This window comes from Streptomyces sp. NPDC058051 (assembly GCF_042885475.1).
Classification (GTDB): domain Bacteria; phylum Actinomycetota; class Actinomycetes; order Streptomycetales; family Streptomycetaceae; genus Streptomyces.
This window is the reverse complement of the sequence record NZ_JBHVRW010000024.1, coordinates 103841-124383: the sequence shown is the minus strand read 5'-3', so window position 1 is coordinate 124383 and position 20543 is coordinate 103841. Positions and strand designations below refer to the sequence as shown.

13 protein-coding genes, 2 tRNA genes and 1 riboswitch are annotated in these 20543 nt (G+C 69.4%); of the genes, 8 read left to right on the top strand and 7 right to left on the bottom strand.

Going from position 1 to position 20543, the window contains the following annotated elements; translation table 11 throughout:
* The first annotated feature begins 1207 nt into the window (after positions 1 to 1207).
* The 4 genes from ACFVUT_RS29935 to ACFVUT_RS29920 all read left to right on the top strand — a co-directional run bounded on the left by ACFVUT_RS29935 (position 1208) and on the right by ACFVUT_RS29920 (position 7509).
* Entirely contained in the window at positions 1208 to 3136 is a 1929-nt protein-coding gene (locus tag ACFVUT_RS29935; protein ID WP_389660711.1) for a sporulation protein, read from the top strand.
* 276 nt (positions 3137 to 3412) lie between these two features.
* Complete coding sequence (lhgO, locus tag ACFVUT_RS29930; RefSeq protein ID WP_389660713.1) at positions 3413 to 4669, top strand: L-2-hydroxyglutarate oxidase; 1257 nt, start codon at positions 3413 to 3415, stop codon at positions 4667 to 4669.
* The gene (gene trmB / locus ACFVUT_RS29925) at positions 4659 to 5636 is read left to right on the top strand and encodes a tRNA (guanosine(46)-N7)-methyltransferase TrmB (RefSeq protein ID WP_389660733.1); all 978 of its coding nucleotides are present in this window, start codon (positions 4659 to 4661) and stop codon (positions 5634 to 5636) included. The genes lhgO and trmB overlap by 11 nt, the downstream gene beginning before the upstream one ends.
* Positions 5637 to 5919: 283 nt before the next feature.
* On the top strand, positions 5920 to 7509 hold the full coding sequence (locus tag ACFVUT_RS29920) for a PrsW family intramembrane metalloprotease (protein ID WP_389660735.1): 1590 nt from the start codon (positions 5920 to 5922) through the stop codon (positions 7507 to 7509).
* 202 nt (positions 7510 to 7711) lie between these two features.
* On the opposite strand, the gene ACFVUT_RS29915 is transcribed toward ACFVUT_RS29920, so the two are convergent.
* The 5 genes from ACFVUT_RS29915 to ACFVUT_RS29895 all read right to left on the bottom strand — a co-directional run bounded on the left by ACFVUT_RS29915 (position 7712) and on the right by ACFVUT_RS29895 (position 13426).
* Positions 7712 to 8656, bottom strand: a complete 945-nt coding sequence (locus tag ACFVUT_RS29915; protein ID WP_389660715.1) for an aldo/keto reductase — start codon at positions 8654 to 8656, stop codon at positions 7712 to 7714.
* 250 nt (positions 8657 to 8906) lie between these two features.
* Positions 8907 to 10097, bottom strand: coding sequence for a M23 family metallopeptidase (locus tag ACFVUT_RS29910; RefSeq protein ID WP_389660717.1), 1191 nt, complete (start codon positions 10095 to 10097; stop codon positions 8907 to 8909).
* Between the two features lie 11 nt (positions 10098 to 10108).
* Positions 10109 to 10261: riboswitch (cyclic di-AMP (ydaO/yuaA leader) on the bottom strand.
* A 338-nt stretch (positions 10262 to 10599) separates the two neighbouring features.
* The gene (locus ACFVUT_RS29905; protein WP_389660719.1) at positions 10600 to 11760 is read right to left on the bottom strand and encodes a PP2C family protein-serine/threonine phosphatase; all 1161 of its coding nucleotides are present in this window, start codon (positions 11758 to 11760) and stop codon (positions 10600 to 10602) included.
* A gap of 240 nt (positions 11761 to 12000) precedes the next feature.
* Positions 12001 to 12074, bottom strand: a tRNA-Met gene (locus tag ACFVUT_RS29900).
* Positions 12075 to 12226: 152 nt separating this feature from the next.
* Entirely contained in the window at positions 12227 to 13426 is a 1200-nt protein-coding gene (locus ACFVUT_RS29895; protein WP_389660721.1) for an SPFH domain-containing protein, read from the bottom strand.
* A 599-nt stretch (positions 13427 to 14025) separates the two neighbouring features.
* Between ACFVUT_RS29895 and ACFVUT_RS29890 the strand changes: the two genes are divergently transcribed.
* The 4 genes from ACFVUT_RS29890 (at position 14026) to ACFVUT_RS29875 (ending at position 17959) form a co-directional block, all read left to right on the top strand.
* Entirely contained in the window at positions 14026 to 14436 is a 411-nt protein-coding gene (locus ACFVUT_RS29890; protein WP_389660723.1) for an SHOCT domain-containing protein, read from the top strand.
* 118 nt (positions 14437 to 14554) lie between these two features.
* Entirely contained in the window at positions 14555 to 14749 is a 195-nt protein-coding gene (locus tag ACFVUT_RS29885; protein WP_389660725.1) for a hypothetical protein, read from the top strand.
* Between the two features lie 2143 nt (positions 14750 to 16892).
* Positions 16893 to 17543 (top strand): YeeE/YedE family protein, encoded by a 651-nt coding sequence (locus tag ACFVUT_RS29880; protein WP_389660727.1) that lies wholly within the window; start codon positions 16893 to 16895, stop codon positions 17541 to 17543.
* The gene (locus tag ACFVUT_RS29875; protein WP_327245234.1) at positions 17543 to 17959 is read left to right on the top strand and encodes a YeeE/YedE thiosulfate transporter family protein; all 417 of its coding nucleotides are present in this window, start codon (positions 17543 to 17545) and stop codon (positions 17957 to 17959) included. Before ACFVUT_RS29880 ends, ACFVUT_RS29875 begins: the two co-directional genes overlap by 1 nt.
* A gap of 536 nt (positions 17960 to 18495) precedes the next feature.
* Here the strand turns inward: ACFVUT_RS29875 and ACFVUT_RS29870 are convergent.
* Both ACFVUT_RS29870 and ACFVUT_RS29865 read right to left on the bottom strand, forming a co-directional pair.
* Positions 18496 to 18568 (bottom strand) — tRNA-Lys (locus ACFVUT_RS29870).
* Between the two features lie 93 nt (positions 18569 to 18661).
* The gene (locus tag ACFVUT_RS29865; protein WP_389660729.1) at positions 18662 to 20191 is read right to left on the bottom strand and encodes an amino acid permease; all 1530 of its coding nucleotides are present in this window, start codon (positions 20189 to 20191) and stop codon (positions 18662 to 18664) included.
* Positions 20192 to 20543: the final 352 nt, after the last annotated feature.

Sequence of the window (20543 nt, the reverse complement as noted above, 5' to 3'; positions counted from 1 at the left end):
CCGTTGCGACCATGCTGCCACGACAAAGGCGCACAGGAGGGGCTACGGACGGCGCACGTCGCAAGCGCATGCGCCCCTGGCAAGGGCCGGAGCGACGCGGGCGGCGGACGGACGCCCGCCGGACGGCAGCCGACGACGGCTTTCCCGCGGGCCGGCCGGAGTGAGGGGCGCGCACGGCGACCGTTTCACCAAAAGACCTACGCGTCCGGCGTGTTGACGTCCCGCACGGTCGGGATCGACCGGCCGGGATCCAGTCACACCCCGAGCCACCCCCGGATCGTTGAGGGGTAACCTCCGAACGGTCGACGGGATGTCCGCGAATCGGTCGGCCGAACCTCGGCCGACCGACAGCATTCGGCCATTCTCGGCACACGTCGCAACCCGGCGACAGAGAAACACTCACACCATAAGTCTCTTTTTAACCCGCTTATCCCTTGATCCCTTCCCACATCCTTCCCGAGTACTCCGCCGGCCGCGGGAGATCATCACCGGGCCGGCGGGTGGCCCCGGCACGGGCCCGGCGCCCAGCCCTCCACGGGCCCCAACGCACAGTCCGGGAGGTGTTGTTCACCTCCCGGACCGGTCCGCCGCCTGCGGGGAATGAGGCGGCAGTGTCCCCCAGCCCACTGAGTCCCAAGCAGTGGGCCGACCCACGCAGCACCTATGGAAGCGCTTCCGAATCGGCCGTACGAGAGCGCACGGCCGGGCGCACGGCCACACACCAGGAGCACGTGCGGGACTCGGCGCGCGGCTCCGCCGCCACGTCCGGACGACACCTCCGGAAGCGCGGAAACAGCGCGCCGACCGGGGCACACGGCCGGTCCGACCGGCGCCCGAGCGGCGCGAGCGGGGTCCGGTCCACGGCAGGGCCCGGTCGGCACCCGGGCAGGGTCCGAGCCGGCGCGCGACGCCCGAACGGCATCGCGGCGGCACCGCGGCGGCATCGCGGCGGCCGGAGCAGCACCGCGAAGACCACTCACGTCCGCACGGACAACAATCCCGCCATACGGACGTCTGCCCCTTAACGGTAGGGATGCGGCGAACTACGCTGGGTTTACTGAGGTTCTCGGCAGGAGGCATATTCCTCGGGGCTCGGCCATATGCGTGTGCGGCCGGAGTGCCGGGGTTCGTCCCTGGGGAGGACACGGTACGAATGCCGCGCGCCGCAACGGTGACGCGGCTGCCGTCTGTGTGTCGAGGGGTGGCCATGTCCAGGGAGCTACGCGGACCGAACGAGAAGCTCGGAACCGTTCTCGCCCTCGCGGGAATCAGTAACGCCGGGCTCGCCCGGCGGGTCAACGACCTCGGGGCGCAGCGCGGTCTGACACTCCGGTACGACAAGACGTCGGTGGCCCGGTGGGTCTCCAAGGGCATGGTGCCGCAGGGCGCCGCGCCCCATCTGATCGCGGCGGCGATCGGCGCCAAACTCGGCCGGCCTGTCCCGCTGCACGAGATCGGGCTCGCGGACGCCGATCCGGCGCCGGAGGTCGGGCTGGCCTTTCCGCGCGATGTGGCCGAGGCGGTCCGTTCCGCGACAGAGTTGTACCGGCTGGATCTGGTCGGGCGGCGAGCGGGCGGCGGCGGGATCTGGCAGTCGCTCGCGGGCTCGTTCTCGGTGAGCGCATACGCAACGCCTGCCTCCCGCTGGCTGATATCCCCCGCCGACGCGTCAGTGGCGCGCGATGCGACAGCCGCCGGGGCGGCCGTCGCCGGCACCCAGGGCGCACGGGGCGCACGCCCGGGCGCAGGGGCGCAGAGGGCTCCGGGCCGCGCGGGCACGACGGCGGTGAGGCGTCCGGACGCGGAGTCCGGTGCGCCGGGCACGACGGACACGATGAGCACTTCCGGAGCGGAGGGCACTTCCGGAGCGGAGGGCACTTCCGGTGTGGGGGGCACGGCCGGAACAGCGTCGGACGCGGCCGCTCAGGGACCATTGGGCGCGCAGACGCCCCCCGGCCCGCACACAGCATCCGGAGCGCAGGCCACGTCAAATGCTCAGGCGCCACAGGCTGCACAGACAGCACAGACAGCGTCGAATGCTCAGGCGGCACAGGCCGCTCATGCAGCGCTGGGAACCTCAGGGTCTGTGGGGACGGGATCTGCGGGGACGCAGCGGGCGCCGTCCATCCCCGCCCAGCCGGGCCCGGAGGCGGCGTCCGTACCCGCGCCTGCCGGCGCGTCCTGGACCGCGACCGTGAACGCGAGCGCCATCTCCCGACTGCGGGTCGGCCACAGCGATGTCTCCAAGCTGCGAGAGGCGGCCCAGGACGCCCGGCGCTGGGACTCCAAGTACGGCGGTGGGGACTGGCGTTCCTCCATGGTTCCCGAGTGCTTACGCGTGGACGCCGCGCCGCTGCTGCTCGGTTCGTACAGCGACGAGGTGGGCCGTGCGCTCTTCGGCGCAGCGGCCGAGCTGACCAGGCTCGCCGGTTGGATGGCCTTCGACACCGGCCAGCAGGAGGCCGCGCAGCGCTACTACATCCAGGCGCTGCGTCTCGCGCGAGCCGCGGCCGACGTACCTCTCGGCGGTTACGTACTCGCCTCGATGTCGCTGCAGGCGACCTACCGCGGCTTCGCCGACGAGGGCGTCGACCTCGCGCAGGCTGCCGTCGAACGCAACCGGGGGCTCGCCACGGCCCGCACCATGAGCTTCTTCCGCCTGGTGGAAGCGCGCGCCCATGCGAAGGCGAACGACGCGCCGGCCGCGGGGGCCGCGCTGAAGGCCGCCGAAGGCTGGCTGGAACGGTCCCGGGAGGGCGATGCGGACCCGTCCTGGCTGGGCTTCTACTCGTACGACCGGTTCGCGGCCGATGCCGCGGAGTGCCACCTCGACCTGAAGTCGCCCCGGCAGGTGCGACGCTTCACCGAGCAGGCTCTCTCCAGACCCACTGAGGAATTCGTCCGTTCGCACGGGCTGCGGCTCGTGGTGTCGGCCGTGGCCGAGCTGGAGTCGGGGAATCTGGACGCGGCCTGCGCGGCGGGCACCCGGGCCGTGGAGGTGGCGGGCCGTATCTCCTCGGCACGGACCACGGAGTACGTGCGCGATCTGCTGCACCGGCTCGAACCGTACGGGCATGAGCCGCGCGTCGCGGAGCTGCGCGAAAGGGCGCGGCCGCTGTTGGTGGCGCCTGCGTAACCGGACCACCAGGACCGGCCGGCACGCGCCCCCGGCACCACCTCCCGGCACACTTCCCCCCTGTCCTGTCCTGTCCTGTCCTGCCCTGTCCTGCCCTGTACGAGCCGTCCGCGAGCCGCGCACGATGCGTAGGGAGCCGCATACGGACCGTGTCACCTCGGCGTCTCCGGGGCGTACGGCCGGTGTCCGGCGTAAGGATTCGGCGCCACGCTGGGCTTCGCTGGTTTGAGTACGTTGTCAGTGGGTCAGTGCACTATCGGGGTGGGAGGTGGCGTGATGATGACGCACGCGGCGTACGACTGCGATGTGCTGGTGATCGGCGGCGGAATCGTCGGTCTGTCGACCGCGTATGCGATCACGCGCACCGCTCCGGGCACCCGGGTGACGGTGCTGGAGAAGGAGTGGGGCCCCGCCCGTCACCAGACCGGGCGCAACAGCGGAGTGATCCACAGCGGTATCTACTACCGCCCCGGCTCGCTCAAGGCCCGTTACGCGGTGCGCGGCGCCGCCGAAATGGTCGACTTCTGCGCCGAGCACGGCATCGCGCACGCGGTGACCGGCAAGCTGATCGTCGCGACCGAGCGGTCCGAGCTGCCCCGGCTGCACGCGCTGATCCAGCGCGGCCGACAGCACGGACTGCCGGTGCGCGAGCTGGGGCCCGCCCAGATCTCGGAGTACGAGCCGCAGGTGCGCGGGCTCGCCGCGATCCGCGTCGGAACGACCGGGGTGTGCGACTTCGGGGCGGTCGCGGCGCGGTTCGCCGCCGAGGTGAGTGAAGCGGGCGGAGTGATCCGTTACGGGGCGGAGGTCACCGCGATCGACCGGCGCCCCTGGGGCGTGGCGGTGCGTACGGCGGACGGCCCGGTGGTGCGCGCCCGGGTGCTCGTCAACTGCGCGGGGCTGCACTGCGACCGGGTGGCACGGCTCGCGGGAGACGACCCGGGCGTGCGGATCGTGCCCTTCCGGGGGGAGTACTACGAGCTGGCGCGGCCGGAGCTGGTGCGTGGCCTGGTCTATCCGGTGCCCGATCCGGCGTTCCCGTTCCTCGGCGTGCATCTGACCCGGGGCCACGACGGCAGCGTCCACGTCGGGCCGAACGCGGTGCCCGCGCTGGCCCGCGAGGGCTACGGCTGGCCGGTCGTACGCCCCCGTGAGGTGGCGGAGACCCTGGCCTGGCCCGGCACCTGGCAGATCGCGCGCAGGCACTGGCGGTACGGGGCGGGCGAGGTGCGCCGTTCGCTGTCGAAGCGGGCCTTCACGGCAGCCGTGCAGCGGCTGTTGCCCGAGGTCACGGATTCCGATCTGCGGCCGGCCCCGGCCGGGGTCAGGGCGCAGGCCGTGCTGCGGGACGGCACCCTGGTGGACGACTTCCTGATCCGCGAGGCCCCGCACACCGTGCACGTACTCAACGCCCCGTCGCCCGCCGCGACGGCCTCCCTGCCCATCGGGCGGGAGGTGGCACGCAGGGCGCTGCTCCAGGCACGGGAGACGGGATGGAAGCCTCCCGCCGTAGAATCGGGGCATTGTGTCTGAGTCCTTGAACCCCTCCGCGCTTCCTTCCGCAGATCCCTCCGCGCATCCGTCCCGCCCGACGCCCGGCGAGACCGAGACCGCGACCGGGACGAGCACTGCCGACGCCGAGACGGGCACCGCTTCCTCGGCCGACACCCCCGCCGCTGCCACTGCCGCGGCCCCCGCCACTGCCGCTACCGCTGCCGCTGCCGGGATTCCGGACGAACTGCGCGCCGCCTCCTTCGAGCGGCAGCGCAGGCTGCGCCAGGAGCCACGCTTTCCCGGCGGACCCGCGGTCGATCCGGCCGGGTCGCACCACGAGCGCCGCATCCGCAGCTTCCAGCCGCGCCGCAGCCGTGTCACACCCGGCCAGGAGGACGCCCTGCTGCGGCTCTGGCCGAAGTGGGGCCTGGACATCGACGGACAGCACGTCCTCGATCTGCCCGAGCTGTTCGGCGGCCTCCCGACCGTGCTGGAGATCGGCTTCGGCATGGGCGAGGCCACGGCGCAGATGGCGGCCGACGACCCGGGCACGGGCATTCTCGCCGTCGATGTGCACACCCCCGGCCAGGGCAATCTGCTCGGTCTCGCGGACCGGAACGGCCTGTCCAACATCCGCGTCGCCAACGGTGACGCGATCATCCTGCTGCGCGAGATGTTGAAGCCGGATTCGTTGGACGGACTGCGGGTGTACTTCCCCGACCCGTGGCCCAAGAAGCGCCATCACAAGCGGCGGCTGATCCAGCCGGAGTTTCTCGATCTGGCGGCTCAGCGGCTGAAGCCGGGAGCCGTGATCCACTGTGCGACCGACTGGGAGCCGTACGCCGGACAGATGCTGGAGGCGCTGACCGCGCACCCCCTTTTCGAGAACACCCAGGCGGACGGCGGCTATGCGCCGCGCCCCGCCTTCCGGCCGTTGACCCGGTTCGAGGGACAGGGCCTCGACAAGGGCCACGTCGTGCATGATCTGCTCTTCGCCCGCCGCTGAGACCTGGCCCTGACCCTGGCCCTGACCCTGGCCCTGCCCCTGGTCCTGACCCTGCCCCTGGCCCTGGCCCACTGCCGGAAGCCGCGCACGCACGGACAGCGGATCCGCGCCGCCGCCAGTCCGGCGCGCGGACCAGCTGCAGGCCCCGCGCACGGACCACCTGTGGGCCCGGCACGGGCCGACGGCGGGCCTCCGCGCGGAACCTGCGCGGTGACGGGATCCGACGGGCCGGCCCCTCGCCCCATGGTCAGCTGTCAGTGCTGCTGGTTAGGGTCGTCACGTGGTGTCCGACGGGTCTGTCCAGCAACGGCAGTCGCAGCCGGCCGTCCCGCTTCTGGAGGAGCAGCGGGTCGGCGAGATTCTGGCTGCCGTGCCGGAGCGCAGACACTGGCGCTACCGGCCGCGCCGCGTCGGCATGGTGTGGCGCAGCAAGGCGTTCCGTGTCTCGGCCGTGTGCACGGTCCTGGCACTGTGCGCTCTGGCGATCCTGGCCCTGGTCCGCGATCAGACGGGTACCGAGGGGTTCCTCGTCGGGCTGGGTCTTGCCGTGCTGCCCGTCCCGCTCCTGATGGCGGCGTTCCGCTGGCTGGACCGGGTGGAACCGGCGCCGTGGCGAAATCTGCTGTTCTCCTTCGCCTGGGGTGCGTTCGCGGCCGCACTGGTAGCGATCATCGCGAATTCGTTCGCGACCCATTGGATAGCGACGGCCACCGCCGACCCGGCGGACGCCGACACCCTTGGTGCCACGGTCATAGCGCCGGTCATCGAGGAGAGCGCCAAGGCCGCCGCCGTCCTGCTGATCTTCCTGTTCCGAAGACGGGAGTTCAACGGGATCGTCGACGGCGTCGTCGTCGCCGGCTTCACCGCGAGCGGTTTCGCCTTCACCGAGAACATCCTCTACCTGGGCAACGCCTTCGGTGAGGACCAGCAGATAGGAACCTCGGGCGTCGTCTCCGTGACCGCTGCGACGTTCTTCGTACGGGCGGTGATGTCGCCGTTCGCTCATCCGCTCTTCACGGTGCTGACCGGAATCGGTTTCGGGCTCGCCGCAGTCAATGCGCGGCGCCGCAGGATCCGCCGGATCGCGCTGCCGCTGCTCGGTCTCGTCCTCGCCATGGGCATGCACGCCCTGTGGAACGGGTCGGCCTCCTTCGGCCCGTACGGCTTCTACGCCGTGTACGGGGTCTTCATGGTCCCCGTCTTCGGCCTGGTCACCTGGCTGTCGATCTGGTCGCGTCAACGGGAGCTGCGGACACTCGCGGCCGAATTGCCGGCCTACGCGGCGGCCGGCTGGCTGACCCCTGCCGAGCCGCTCGCCCTCTCCTCAATGCGGGCCCGCACCGTGGCACGCGACGCGGCACGCCACCGACACTCCGTCCAGGCTCAGGAAAGCTGGGCAGGCCCGTACGGCCCAGGAATCAGCCCCGGGCCCGGGGCGGCGCACGCATACGGGCCGGGATACGCGGCGGCGTACGCGGCGCCCCGACGTGGGCCATCAGCGCAGGTCGCAGCACATGTAAAAGCACAGGCGAAGGCTCATGGCAGAGCCGCTGCCCGCACCGTCGCCGAGTACGAGTCGTTCGCGACATCACTGGCTTCGCTGCGTCGGCAGGCCCGCCGCGGCGTGGCGGGTCCGGACTTCGCGGAGCGCGAGCTGGAGCTGCTGCACCATCTCTGGCAGCGGAGGGACGTGGCCGCTCCCGCCCTCATGTACGCCGCGCAGGCGACGGGCCGCCTGCGCCCCCACCTGCCGACGGCTCCGTACGGGTACCGGCACCCGTTTCCGCAGCACACGCAGAACGGCGGCTACGGCTACAACCCTTATCTGAACCCGCCCCGGCCTCAATACCCCTACCGGCCGCCGTCTCCGTGACAGGGCTCAGGACCCAGGAGCGATGACGCACCCGGAATCGCACGCATGCCCCGCGCGTGCTGCCCCAGAAGCGCGGGGCTCCTGGGGCAGGCAATTGGTGCACGGCCGTCCGCAAGCGACGAAGGACGAACGGCAACCGCGAACGGCGAACAGCCAACAGGGCCAACAGGGCCAACAGGGCGAGGAGTCCTGAACGTCCTCGTCAGGCGGATGCCTCGGTGAGGTCGGCCAGTTCCTGCTCGGTCAGCGAGAGATCGGCGACGGCCACCAGCGCGGGCAGCTGCTCGACTGTACGGGCCGAGGAGATCGGCGCGGCGACGGTGGGCCGGGACGCGAGCCACGCCAACGCAACGGTCGCGATCTCCGCGTCGTGCTCCTGAGCGACCCTGTCGAGCACGGCCAGGACCTTCGGCCCCCGTTCCGACTCCAGGTACTGGCCGGCCTTCTCGGCCCGTGCGCTCTCCACCGAGGCGCCCGGCCGGTACTTGCCGGTGAGAAAGCCGGAGGCCAGGGCGAAGTACGGCACGGCGGCGAGCCCGGCCCGCGCGGCCGTGTCCTGGAGTTCGCCCTCGTACGTGTCGCGGGAGACCAGGTTGTAGTGCGGCTGCAGGGCGACGTAACGGGCCAGGCCCTCGCGCTCCGAGAAGTCCAGGGACGCCTGAAGCCGCGCGGGGCTGATGTTGGAGGCGGCGATCTCCCGGACCTTGCCCTCCTTCACCAGCTGGTCGAGGGCGGTGATGATCTCCTCGACCGGGACGGTCTCGTCATCGAAGTGCGTGTAGTACAGATCGATGTGATCGGTGCCGAGCCGGCGCAGCGACTCCTCGGCCGCGGCCTTGATGGTCGCGGCGGAGAGCCCCTTGTACGAGGGGTGGGCGCCGACCTTGGTGGCGACGACGATGTCGGAACGGTTGGAGCGTGCCGCGAGCCACTTGCCGATGACGGTCTCCGACTCGCCGCCCTCGTTGCCCGGAGCCCAGGCGCTGTAGGCGTCGGCGGTGTCGATGAAGTTGCCGCCCGCCGCGGCGTAAGCGTCCAGAACGGCGAACGAGTGCGCCTCGTCAGCCGTCCAGCCGAAGACGTTGCCGCCGAGTGCGAGCGGGAAGACCTGGAGATCGGAAGGGCCCAGCTTGCGAAGAGAAGTCATAAGCGGCATAACGAATTCCGGCTGTTCCGCTATTCCGACGCACGGGTGACCGTTCCACTGCCGACCGGGCGTCGAGTCCCTGCGCCGGGCCCCGGCCCCGGGCCGCGGTTCTGACAGAACCGGACACCGCGGCCTCGACTCCGACAGAACCGGCAGCCCTGACGTCGGGGGGTGAGCGTCAGGACTGCCGGAGTTCAACAACCGGTGAACCGGTTCGGATCACGCGGGTGGGGAGGGGCGGGTCGGCCGATCAGGGGGTGAGGCCCTTGTCCCGCAGCCAGGCCATCGGGTCGATGCCCGTGCCGTCGGGGGTGTGGACCTCCAGGTGGAGGTGCGGGCCCGTGACGTTGCCGGTCGCGCCGACCCGTCCGATGGTGTCACCGGTGGTGACCTTCTGCCCGACGCTCACGCCGATCGAGGACTGGTGGCAGAACCACAGCTCCGTACCGTCCTCAAGCTCCAGCACCGTGCGGTAGCCGTACGAACCGGACCAGCCTGCCGACGTGATGGTGCCCGTGTGTATGGCCTTGATCGGGGTGCCGGTCGGCGCCGCGAAGTCGAGACCGGTGTGGTACCCGGAGGACCACATCGAGCCGGCCTGGCCGAACGTCGAGGTGATCGTGTACGAGGAGGTCGGGATGGCGTAGCTGGCGGCCAGCTTGGCAAGCCGCAGTGCCTCGGCCTTCGCCTTGGCCTCCTCTTCCGCCTTCTTCTTCTCGGCGGCGGCCTTGGCCTCGGCCGCGTCCTGCTGCTTCTTGGCCTCGGCGGCGGCCTTCTCCGCGGCCTCCTTCTCCTGAGCCGCCTTGGCCTCGGCGTCGGCGGCGTCCTGCTGCTGCTCGGCCTGCTGGAGGATGCGGGCGCGAAGGGCCTCGCCGGCGTCCGTCGTGCCCTGCTCGGCGTCGACCGCGGTGAGGCCGGCAGTGGTGAGCGGGGCGGCAGCGGCGGCGATCTCGGCCTTGTCGGCCTCGGACTCGCCGGAGAACAGGGAGCCCACACCGGGAAGGGACTTGGCGTCGGGAAGGTTGTTCGTGATGGCGTCGGGAAGGGAGATGGAGACCGGCGGCTTGCTCTGCGCGCTGGCCATGCCGCCCGCGCCGACCGCCGCGATGACGCCGACCCCGAGCACCGTGGAGCTACGGGCAAGTCCGTTGCGCTGCTTGGCGACGCGGTGCTTGCCGCGCACGGGGCGGACGGACTCCTCGGTGGGGTTCCACTCGTCCCAGCTTCGGGCGGGCTCACCATGCTCGTCGGCGCGGAGGTCGCCGCCGAACTCGGGGTTGAAGCCGCCGGGCCCGGTGCCGTAATCGGCGCCGAACGCCGTTCCCGTCCCGGCGGTTCCGTAACCGGAACCACATCCTGATCCAGAGTCAGCGCCGAAGTCGGAACCGAACTCGGGGTTGAAGCGCGAGGGGGACTCGGGGGCAGGCTTGTTGGACGCCACGGGGGCGCACTCCTTTCCTTCCTTCTCGCCTACCGGGTTAGCTGACGGGTTCGGAGCAGGAAGGTCTCCTACGGACGCCACTGCCTCTCACGAGACACAGGTGTCCGATTCACCCCATGTAGGTGGTTCCCCGGTTCCCTTGCGGAATTCGGCGCTCGCGCACGGTGCCGCCACTGACGACGGCTGGGACGACCGCGCTGCGTTATCGAACGTTAATAGACGCACGGGCCTGATTCCAAGCCGTTCCCACTGATCGTTCACGTCTTTGGCCTGGACTTTACTGGACAAAATCGCGCGTAACTGGATGAGTTAATTACCCTTCAGCCACTACCGGGTTTCTGACGTTGCGTCAACTGTTATGCGGAGCGACGCCTTTCGATTACGCACGGTGGCATCGCGTGCCGATGTCACCGCCGGACCGCACGACGCGCACCCCACTAAACGCCCGCCGACACCGCCACCCCCACACCCGCACGCCCCACAAGCCCCCCGCCCCCGCCCGTCACATCTCGTCCACGCCCACGATCCTCACGGTCCTGCGCCGGTCCGGCTGCCCCTCCGCGGGCCGTATGACCGCGAGCAGCGCCATGTCGTCAGTCGTCTCGCCCCCCGTATGGCGCCGTACGTCATCGGTCAGCGCGGACAGCAGCTCCTCGGGCCCCGGGAAGATCCGTCCACGCAACCGGGCCGCCGGATCGTAGAAGACTCCCTCGGTATCCCTCGCCTCGGAGAGACCGTCGGTGTAGAGCAGGAGGGTCGTCCCGGCCGGCAGATCCCACTCGTCGGCCCGGTCGGGCCACGCCCCCAGCCCCATCCCGAGCGGCAGCGCGGGCGCCGTGGGCCGCAGCACCTCCAGTGCCCCGTCCGAGTGCAGCAGGATCGGCTCGGGGTGACCGCGGTTGACGACCCGCACCCGGTTCACCCCGGACGGGATCTCGGCCAGTACCGCGGTGATGAAGCCCTCGACGGCATCCAGCCCGCCCCGCGTCCCCTCCCGCGCCAGTGCCCGCTCCAGCCGCTGCGCCACACCCTCCAGCGAACGCTCCTGCTCGGCCGCCTCCCGGAACGCCCCGATGACCACCGCCACCGACTCGACGGCGTCGAGCCCCTTTCCCCGTACGTCCCCGACCACCAGCCGCACCCCCTGCGGGGTGTCCGTCACGGCGAACAGGTCACCGCCGACGAACTCGTCCGCCTGCGCCGCCTCGTACCGCGCCGCCACATGCAGCCCGCCGATCCGGTCGGACGGCTTCGGCAGCACCGCCCGCATGGCGGTCTCCGCGATGACCCGCGCGGAAGCCAGCTGCTCGTTGCCGCGCCGCACGACCGTGTTGATCACGACCGCGAGGACCGAGACGGTGACCAGGGTGAGCAGTTCGATGAGTGGGACGACCAACGGCAGCTTGTTGTTGTACACGCGCAGCACGATGACGGCCAGCGTCGCGGCGATACCGGTGCGGATGGTGCTGCGCAGCGAGAAGAAGGGTGCCGCGATCAGGGGCGCCGCCACGAAGAGCGGAATGGCGGTGAAGGTCGGCGGCGTGAAGGCGTCGAACACCACTCCGCCGATGATCATCAGGGCGGGCAGCTTGCGGACGAACCGCCGGGTGAGGGCTCCGCTGTCCTCGCCGTGTCCACCACGCCGCTTCAGCCGCTTCCCCACCTGTGCTCTCCTGCCCGGTACACGCGCGGCTGCGGACGGTACCGCGCCCACTCCCAGGCTCGCCGGAGCGACGTCGTGCGGCGAATCGTCATCGGCCAATGGGGTGCGCACGTGGCGCAGCTCACAGGCCGCCGGGTCTACCACTCCACGACACGCAGGCCGGGCGTACCGCGTGCGCAACACGGCGCAGACATGATTCAGGCCCGGCACGCGTCATGCGTGCCGGGCCTGAATCTTCAGTAGCGGGGACAGGATTTGAACCTGCGACCTCTGGGTTATGAGCCCAGCGAGCTACCGAGCTGCTCCACCCCGCGTCGGTGAATACAACTGTACGGCATGTCCAGCGCACTCATGACCACGCGCGCATCATGACCACCGACCGCACCACGACCACCGGCGCACCATGCCTGCCTGGCATCCCTCGAACCACCGTCCGCGCGCAGCCCTCGCGCCGCCCGCGCCCCGCTCAGTTCGTCTCGGTGATCCGTGGAGCGGTCTTCCCGGCGAACGACGCCGGCTTCATCGGGCTCGCGCCGCGCTGCAGCGAGTGGAGGATCGCGAGCCCCTGGCTGACGACGCCCGCCGCCATCTCGTTGACACCGTTGGTGCCGTTGAGGACGGTGAGGTCGGCCCCCGACATGCCGCGGGCGGCGGCGTCGGCCAGGGCGGGCAGGTTCTCCACGATGCGGTTGGCCGCGATGAGCTCCTGGTTGCCGTCGCGCAGCGAGGCCGCGCGCACACTGTTGGCGTCGGCCTGCGCCTGGGCGAGCGTCCGCTCGGTGTACGCACCGCCGTCGGCCTCGAACTGCGCCCGGTCACGGGCCGCCTCCGCGAGGGTGCGCTGGCGGTATGCCTCGGCGTCCGCCGGTCGCCTGACGTCCGCTTCGAGCCGTTGCGCGGCAAGTGCGGCCTGCCGTTCGGCCAGCGCGGTCTGCTCCTCGATGACCTCCTGCGAGGCCCTGGCCTGCGCGAGCGGCCCGGACTGCGCGGCACGGGCGTTGTACTGCTCGGTCTCGGCGAGGAAGCCGGCCCGCTTGATCGCGGTGTCCCGTTCGTACTCCGCCTTGAGCGCGGCGGCCTGCTGCTCGCGCTGGCTGGCTTCCTGGTCGGCCTTGGCCTCGGCGATCCGGGCCTGGCTGGCGACAGCGGCGGCGTGCGGGGCGGCGAGGTTGTTGATGTATCCGGTGGCGTCCTCGATCTCCTGGATCTGCAGGGCGTCCACCACGATGCCGAGCTTCTCCATCTCGCCGTGGCTGCCCGCGATGACCTCCTGGGAGACCCGATTGCGCTCGCGGATGATCTGCTCGACGGTCAGTCCACCGACGATGGAGCGCAGGTGGCCTGCGAAGATCCGGCCGACGAGCTCCTCCATCTGCTCCTGCTCGGTGAGGAAGCGCCGTGCCGCGTTGGCGATGGACACGGCGTCGTCGCCGACCTTGAAGACGGCGACGGCCCGGACGTTGAGGCGGATCCCCTGCTGCGTCACGCAGTCCTCGGTGATCTCCGCCTCGCGCAGCGCCAGGGAGAGCATGCGCACTTTCTGCTTCACCGGAAGCACGAAACTGCCGTGCCCGGTGACGATCCGGAACTGGGTTTCCAGCGTCTGCCTCTTGGAGCCGGATACGAGCATCGCCTCGTTGGGGGCGGGAACGTGCCAGAAGAACATCGGAAGACTCCTGCCGTACGTGACTGCTCGACGTACCCGCGTCGCCGCTCGACATCCCCGCGTCACCACACGATCGCGTCACCGCGTGACCGCGTGACCGCGTTGGAGGATCAGGACGGCAAGCGTTCCACGATCACGCTGCGCGCCGAGATCGAGTCGACGACAACGACGCGCACGTCCCTGTCTATCGACGTCGTCGACCATGCGGTGTAGGCCTCCGACCCGCCCCGCACAGCCACCAGTACTTCGCCCGGACCATTGGGCGGGATCGGCACCGTGACGCGGCCGATCGCCCCGACCGGGCTCCGGGCGGACTCATCAGCCGTGTGCATACGCCCTCGCGAGGATCCGTGCGTACGCCTGCTCACCACACCGCCGCTCACGCCGCATCTCACACCGCTTCATGAACACGAGGCGACCCCGCCTCCTGGAGGCTCGGGCCTCCCTCGACAATTCCACGGTACTCCGCACCCGCCGTGGAGGACCGCCCCCGGAGCAGGGTCTCCACGGCAACGGGCGAGTGAAGATATGCGGTGATATGACTTGTTTACGCTTCAGTCAGTCGACGTGATGCACTCGCGGTGATCAGGGAGTCGAACATGGACAACTACCCGCTGCTCAACCTCTTCTGGACCATGCTCTGGCTCTTCCTCTGGGTCATGTGGTTCTTCCTGCTCCTCAAGGTCATCACGGACATCTTCCGGAGCGACGACCTCGGCGGCTGGGGCAAGGCCGGCTGGCTGATCGTGGCCCTGCTCCTGCCGTACCTGGGCGTGCTGCTGTACGTGATCATCCGTGGCACATCCATGGGAAAGCGGGACATCAAAGAGGCACAGGAACGCGAGACGGCCTTCAAGGCGTACGTACGAGAGGCCGCCGGCACCTCCGACGCGGGCGGCCCGAAGAAGGGCGGGCACGTGGAGGACCTCACGAAGCTCGCCGAACTGAAGGACCGGGGTGCCATCACGGAGGAGGAGTACCAGCGGGCAAAGACGAAGCTCCTCGTCTGAACCCGCCCGGGCCTTCCCCCGGAGACCATCGAACCCCTCTCCCGGCCGGGTCCGAACTGCGGGCGGCGGCCCGGAGCCGCGCCTGCCCCGGCCGGAGCCGTCGGGGTAGCCTCCGGGCATGACCCGGCAACCCGACCCCGCGCCCGAGACCGCTACGACGGGCACGGAGATCACCCGCACGAACTGCCGACGCTGCGGCATTGAGGTACACGGCATCGATGGCCGCTACTCGTGCCCCCTGTGCGGCTGGGTGAACCACTGGAGCGAGGGCCACACAGAGCTGCCCACGGAGCGCGACGACAAGCGCAAGTAGCCCCGCCCCGACGCCAAATGGGACGGGTCAAGGCCTGAAGGGGGCGGCCATGTCCCCCGCCGCGCTCCATCCCGCTGTACCAACTGCGCCAACCACCGCAACGACCGAGGCCGCCGCCCCACCTGCCGACCGGTCAGGCAGGGCAGGAGCATCGGTGGAGCGTGCGCGCGGAACAACCTCGAACACGAGGAAGCCCCAGATCAGAAACCAGCTCTGACCTGGGGCGGAATCGTAGGCCGTGTGGGGCTCGAACCCACAACCAACGGATTAAAAGTCCTGGTCGAGGCGTGCTGGGTGGTTCCGAGCGCTGCTTCGGTGTCCGGAACCGCCTGGTCAGACTACGTGCGTGGCGATGCGTGGTTCGGCCCGAGATGGCTCGTGCCGTACCGTCCGCTCACGCATCGCTCACGCAAGAAGCCTGGCTGACGAGCAGGTTCGCCTCTGCTGGTCATGCTCATCCTTCTGGCCGGTGCGCGTCGGCCCACTGCTGTATGCCCGCTTACCCCTGTGAGAGGTCTGTACCTGCTCGGACATGAAGGTCGCCCCAGGGTGCCCAACTGCGCTGTGGCGGCATTCTCGGACCCCGAACTCCTGCCAGTACTTGCCCTTGCCGTGCCTGTCGGCCTCCTTGGGACCTGGCTTGACGTCGGGTGCCCTCTCCGGCTTCTGCTCGGCAGACTGCACGATGCGTGCGTGGTTCACGACTGAGTCGTGATGGCTTTAAGTTGCGCTATTCACAGGAGCGTTTGAGCTGTGACCACCTCTCACCACCAGCGACATTTCGCTTGCCACCCTGGAGTTCGAAATCCGGGTTTTCATGACGCAATAACAAACGTCTTCGATCCAAAGAGTCCGAAGCGCACTTAGTCGACTGATTGCCTCATGCCGGGCTTTTCGCCCAATTGATGAGCCGGGCCCACCAGCCACCCCTCGACCGGCTTGGTGAACTCTCTTGATGCCGAGGGACCTCTGCGTGTCGCGGCGACTCGCCCTGTCGGGCCGGCGCCAATTCCGATCGAGTCGCCGCCTCCACTGCGCGCATGCCCCTGCGCTCCGCAGACTCACAGATGCACCGCTGAGCTGTCGGCACGCCCATGAGCACGTGGTCCACATGCCTCCCGCAGCCCTCATAGGTCATCTTCCGGCACGACCGACAGACAGCACGCTGGCACATACATCCTTCTCCATTAGCTCTTCATTTAATATTCATGATATTCGCGCCACCATCACAAGAGGCTTCAGCATTTTCACCCTCTTCGCAAACAGCCGACTTGTATCAGCATGAGCCGCGGCCATGGAGTCGAATAGTGATTCAAGTGACTTGATTGTCGGTTGCAAATATCCGGACATGAGGGATAGACGCCACATATCCGTTGCGCGGAATATCTCACCACTTAGCGTCAAGTGGCTCGATTGAAAATACCCTGAATTTGCTCGGGACATCGAAACAGTGATTGCATCACGCCCGGTCGCGGAATGGAGGCACAGAGCCTTATTGTCACTGCCTGTCACCGCGTTGCTTTGCAGATCGTCGACCGAGCGCGACGAGGGCAAGAATCGAGAACGGCAACCGCTCTCCCCGAACGGGTGGCGTGCGCCGATCAGAAGGGAGCAACGTGAGTTGCTCACACGCCGCAGGATGCCCCCTTTTCCCCCTACTCAGGGCGAGCTTGCAAGGTTGGCGCGAACACTACTGCGACAGCGACGATCGGTGGCTCGACTGTGCGCGCTACCAGGTGTCACTCACCGGCGAGCGCGTGCCGATCGGCTTGCTGCCCAACGGAGCCCGTGCGCGACACCTCGAAGACGGCGCCGAGGCGGACCGATCCTGCGCCGCCAACCCAGGGAAGGTACCCCGGCAGGCCCCGCCACCACAGCCCGATCCGTGGTCATCGGAGGCCGCGTCCTGGTCCCAGCCGGCACCGGCCCGCCCCTATGAGCAGTCAGACCCTGGAACCGTGACACCGGGGGCCACGGCCCGCTTCGGGGCGACATCTCCGCCAGCGCCTGTCTGGCATCACGAACCGTCACCGCCCCCACGGATTCCCCAGCCCTCACACAGCCGCGCTCGACGAGCGCGGCAAGCTCCCAGCTCGAAGCGCGGCTGGTTGTCTCGATTTGCCGATTGGATGAGAGGACCCGCATGAGTACCTACTGGCCCTGGTGGGCGGGCGCTATCGGGCTCGCTCTGGTCACCATCAACTACACCCTCATCACCGACCGGTCTTTCGGGGTGTCGTCCGCGTGGGATCGTGTGTTGCACTGGCGCCGCGAACGCCACCTCGAGGAGACGGACGAGGAGTTCGCCGACGATCAAGCTCTCGTTGAGGCGCTCGCCGCTGCTACGGCGGAGCACTTCGGCACCGGCGCGTCCACCCTGCCGCAGGTTCCGTACGGGAATTCACAGCCACTCGAAGCGGATACCGAACCAGCGGCGAACGAGAGCCCCGCGGCCACGAGCCTGCGCCCGGCCCCGCTGGTCACCCAGGCTGCCCTGCTGATATCGATCTTCCTCGGCGGATTGATCGCCGCGGTCACCTCCGGGCGGTTCCATCTCCGCTACGACATGGGCCCGGGTTTTCGGAACCTGGTCACCGCCAATCCGACCACCATGATCGCCCTGCTGTTCGTGGGAGGCGTGCTGGTCGGCTTTGGCACTCGGCTGGCCGGTGGGTGCAGCTCCGGCCACGGACTCAACGGCTGCGGCCGTCTACGCCCGGTCAGCATCGTCGCGACCGCCGTGTTCTTCGGCACCGCCGTCGCGGTGTCGTTCCTCCTGTGGAAGGTGATCTGATGCGTACCCGGGGCGCGATTCTGCTGGCCAGCATCATCACCGGACTGGCCCTCGGCTATACCGTCACCAACATCGGCTTCGGCGATTACGCCGAGCTGAACCGCATGTTCACCTTCCAGGACCTGCGCATGTTCCTCTCCTTCGCCGGCGCCGTGGTGATCATCGTGTGCGCGTTCGCTCTGCTGCGGGTCCGCCGCACCCCAGGGCGGATCCACGCCGGCGTGATCCCCGGCGCGGTGTTGTTCGGTACGGGTTGGGCGATCTCAGGCGGGTGCCCTGCAATCCCGATCATCCAGGTCGCCAGCGGATACCTGCCCGCCCTGGTCACCATCGTCGGCGTCATCGTCGGTATCCGGCTGTGCCGCTGGGCCAACGCCCGATACTTCCACCTCGACCGCGGCTCCTGCGGGCTGTGACCAAGGGCGCCCACCGACACGAGCCGTGGAGGTAGAGGCTCTCGCTTTGACGATCCCCCGGCCTCACCGAGGTCCGCTACCGGGAGAACTACCGCGAGGAGCGACGCCTGGGCGAGGTCGCCTTCGGGTTGGCCCTCAGCTGGCTCCCGACGAGAGGCAGTTCTGTCTCCCCGGTCGCCCGCAGCCGTCACCTTGCCGACGTCCCACTGGGCGCAACCCGGGTCGGGGGACACGGCCGGGGAGGTTCTGCCGGCGTGGGCTGTACAGGGCCTGGGGCGTCGTACAGGTCTGGGCCGGTCCTGCGGAGACGAGAGATCCGGTCGAGCGCCTGTGCGGTGGAGACAAAGCCGCGGCAGAAACCGCCGCCGCGCTGGTGCCACATGCCCGTAGGGCCCCCTCCGTAGCCCCTGCTGTCGGACCGTCCGCTCACGCATCGCTCACGCACGAGGTCGGGGAAGACGGAGCGCCCCGACCGGATGAAACCGATCGAGGCACTAAGTAGCAGGTCAGAGGGGGTTATCCCGCGCTGCTGGCGGTAGGCCGTGTGGGACTCGAACCCACAACCAACGGATTAAAAGTCCGCTGCTCTGCCAATTGAGCTAACGGCCCTCGACGCTTCACCCCAGAGCATAGCCCGACGGGGCCCGGTCGCCGATCGGGTATCGGGTTGCCGGGCCCCGTCATGAGGGTTCAGCGGTGGGATCACGGGGTGCGGGCTGGGATTTTCGCGGCGGTCCTGCGGGGGTGATCCGGGTTGAGGAACCAGTGGCGGGCGGAGGCCAGCCACCAGGTCGCGGCGAAGCCGAGGACCACCAGGACGGCGATGGGGGCGTAGTTGAACGTCTCCCAGGTGACCGGCGAGACCTGCGGCAGCATGAAGAGCACCGTGATGATCACGACCCAGGTCACCGCGACGACCCCGATCGGGCGGGACCAGCGGCCCAGATGCCAGGGGCCCGGGACGAAGTCGTCGCCCCGGAGCAGGCGGAGCAGGGTGGGGATGACGTAGGCGATGTACAGGCCGATCACGGCGATCGAGGTCACCGCCGCGTACGCCGTGACGTTGATCAGGTACGGAAGGCCCAGGGCCAGGGCGCCGAGTGCGGCGAGCCAGACCGCGGCGACGGGAGTGCGGGTGCGTGGGCTGACCGTGTGCCAGACGTGCGAGAACGGCAGGGCCCCGTCCCGCGAGAAGGCGTAGATCATGCGGCTGTTGGCGGTCACGGACGCCATCCCGCAGAAGAGCTGCGCTCCGATGACGACGAGCAGCAGGAGCTTGCCCGTGGTGGCGCCGAGGGCGTCCAGGAGGATCTGGGCGGGCGGCGCACCGGTCGGGGAGTCCAGTGCCCCGTCGTACGACTGGATGGCGAACGTGAATCCGAGGAGGAGCACGAAGCCGGCGATCCAGGAGGTCCAGATCGACTGGACGATGCCGCGCGGGCCCGCCGTGGCCGCGTCGTGGGTCTCCTCCGTCATGTGGGCGGAGGCGTCGTAACCGGTGAAGGTGTACTGGGCCATGAGCAGACCGATCATCACGACGTAGAAGCCGCTGCCCCAGCCGGTGTTGTTCACGAACTCGGTGAAGACGAAGGACGCGGACTGATGCGAGTCCGGTACGAAGGTCAGGGCGCCGACGATGACGGCGACGCCGACGACGTGCCACCACACGCTCACACTGTTCAGGATCGCGACGATCCGTACGCCGAAGGTGTTGAGCAGGCCGTGCAGCAGCAGGATCGCGGCGAAGAGCAGGATCGTGCGGGTGGGCGTGACCTCGAAGTCGAACTGAAGGTTCAGATACGCGCCCAGGAAGGACGCCGCCCCGAAGTCGATGCCGGCCGTGACGGCGACCTGCCCGAGGACGTTGAACCAGCCCGTGAACCAGGCCCAGGCCGCGGCCGAGCGTGGCGGCGCCAGCCGGTGGGCCCAGAAGTAGAGGCCCGCCGAGGTCGGGTACGCCGAACAGATCTCGGCCATCGCCAGGCCGACGAACAGCGTCATGAGGCCGACACCGACCCAGCCCCAGGTGATGACGGCCGGTCCACCGGTGTTCATGCCGAAGAGGTAGAGCGTGAGGCAGCCGGAGAGCACCGAGATGATCGTGAACGAGACGGCGTAGTTGGAGAAGGCCGACATCCGGCGGGCGAGAACCTGGGTGTATCCGAGTTCGGCGAGCCTCGCCTCGTCGGACCCGGGTGAACCGGCCGGTGGCACAGGGGAGTTGATTGTCATGCCCCGAGCGATTCCCTCGCCGGGGGCATGGCATGTGCCGGAACGTGGCCCAAATACAACGCCCCGCGTCACGAGCCGTTCGCCGCACCCGGAAGCACCCGGAAGTACCCGGAAGTACCCGGAAGTACCCGGACATCGCCCTGGTGCGTCTGCCGGCCGGTGGCGGTCCGCGTACGGCCATCGCCAGGCCGCCGAAGGGCCGTCGAAGCACTGTCGAAGGCCGGCGGCCGGGGGAAAAGAGGAGCGGGGGCCCCCGGGCCGGGGGGGGGCGGGGCACGCAATAACTCAACAGGCCGACACAATAAACAGGAGCGCCGCAAACACGCAAGGAGGTGGGCGGGGAAAACGGGGT

What these genes read in the sequence shown, in the direction of transcription:
- ACFVUT_RS29935 (WP_389660711.1), top strand. Translation starts at nt 1,208, where the DNA reads ATGTCCAGGGAGCTACGCGGACCGAACGAGAAGCTCGGAACCGTTCTC.
- lhgO (WP_389660713.1), top strand. Translation starts at nt 3,413, where the DNA reads ATGATGACGCACGCGGCGTACGACTGCGATGTGCTGGTGATCGGCGGC.
- ACFVUT_RS29915 (WP_389660715.1), bottom strand. Translation starts at nt 8,656, where the DNA reads ATGACTTCTCTTCGCAAGCTGGGCCCTTCCGATCTCCAGGTCTTCCCG.
- ACFVUT_RS29895 (WP_389660721.1), bottom strand. Translation starts at nt 13,426, where the DNA reads ATGTTCTTCTGGCACGTTCCCGCCCCCAACGAGGCGATGCTCGTATCC.
- ACFVUT_RS29890 (WP_389660723.1), top strand. Translation starts at nt 14,026, where the DNA reads ATGGACAACTACCCGCTGCTCAACCTCTTCTGGACCATGCTCTGGCTC.
- ACFVUT_RS29885 (WP_389660725.1), top strand. Translation starts at nt 14,555, where the DNA reads ATGACCCGGCAACCCGACCCCGCGCCCGAGACCGCTACGACGGGCACG.
- ACFVUT_RS29880 (WP_389660727.1), top strand. Translation starts at nt 16,893, where the DNA reads ATGAGTACCTACTGGCCCTGGTGGGCGGGCGCTATCGGGCTCGCTCTG.
- ACFVUT_RS29875 (WP_327245234.1), top strand. Translation starts at nt 17,543, where the DNA reads ATGCGTACCCGGGGCGCGATTCTGCTGGCCAGCATCATCACCGGACTG.
- ACFVUT_RS29865 (WP_389660729.1), bottom strand. Translation starts at nt 20,191, where the DNA reads ATGACAATCAACTCCCCTGTGCCACCGGCCGGTTCACCCGGGTCCGAC.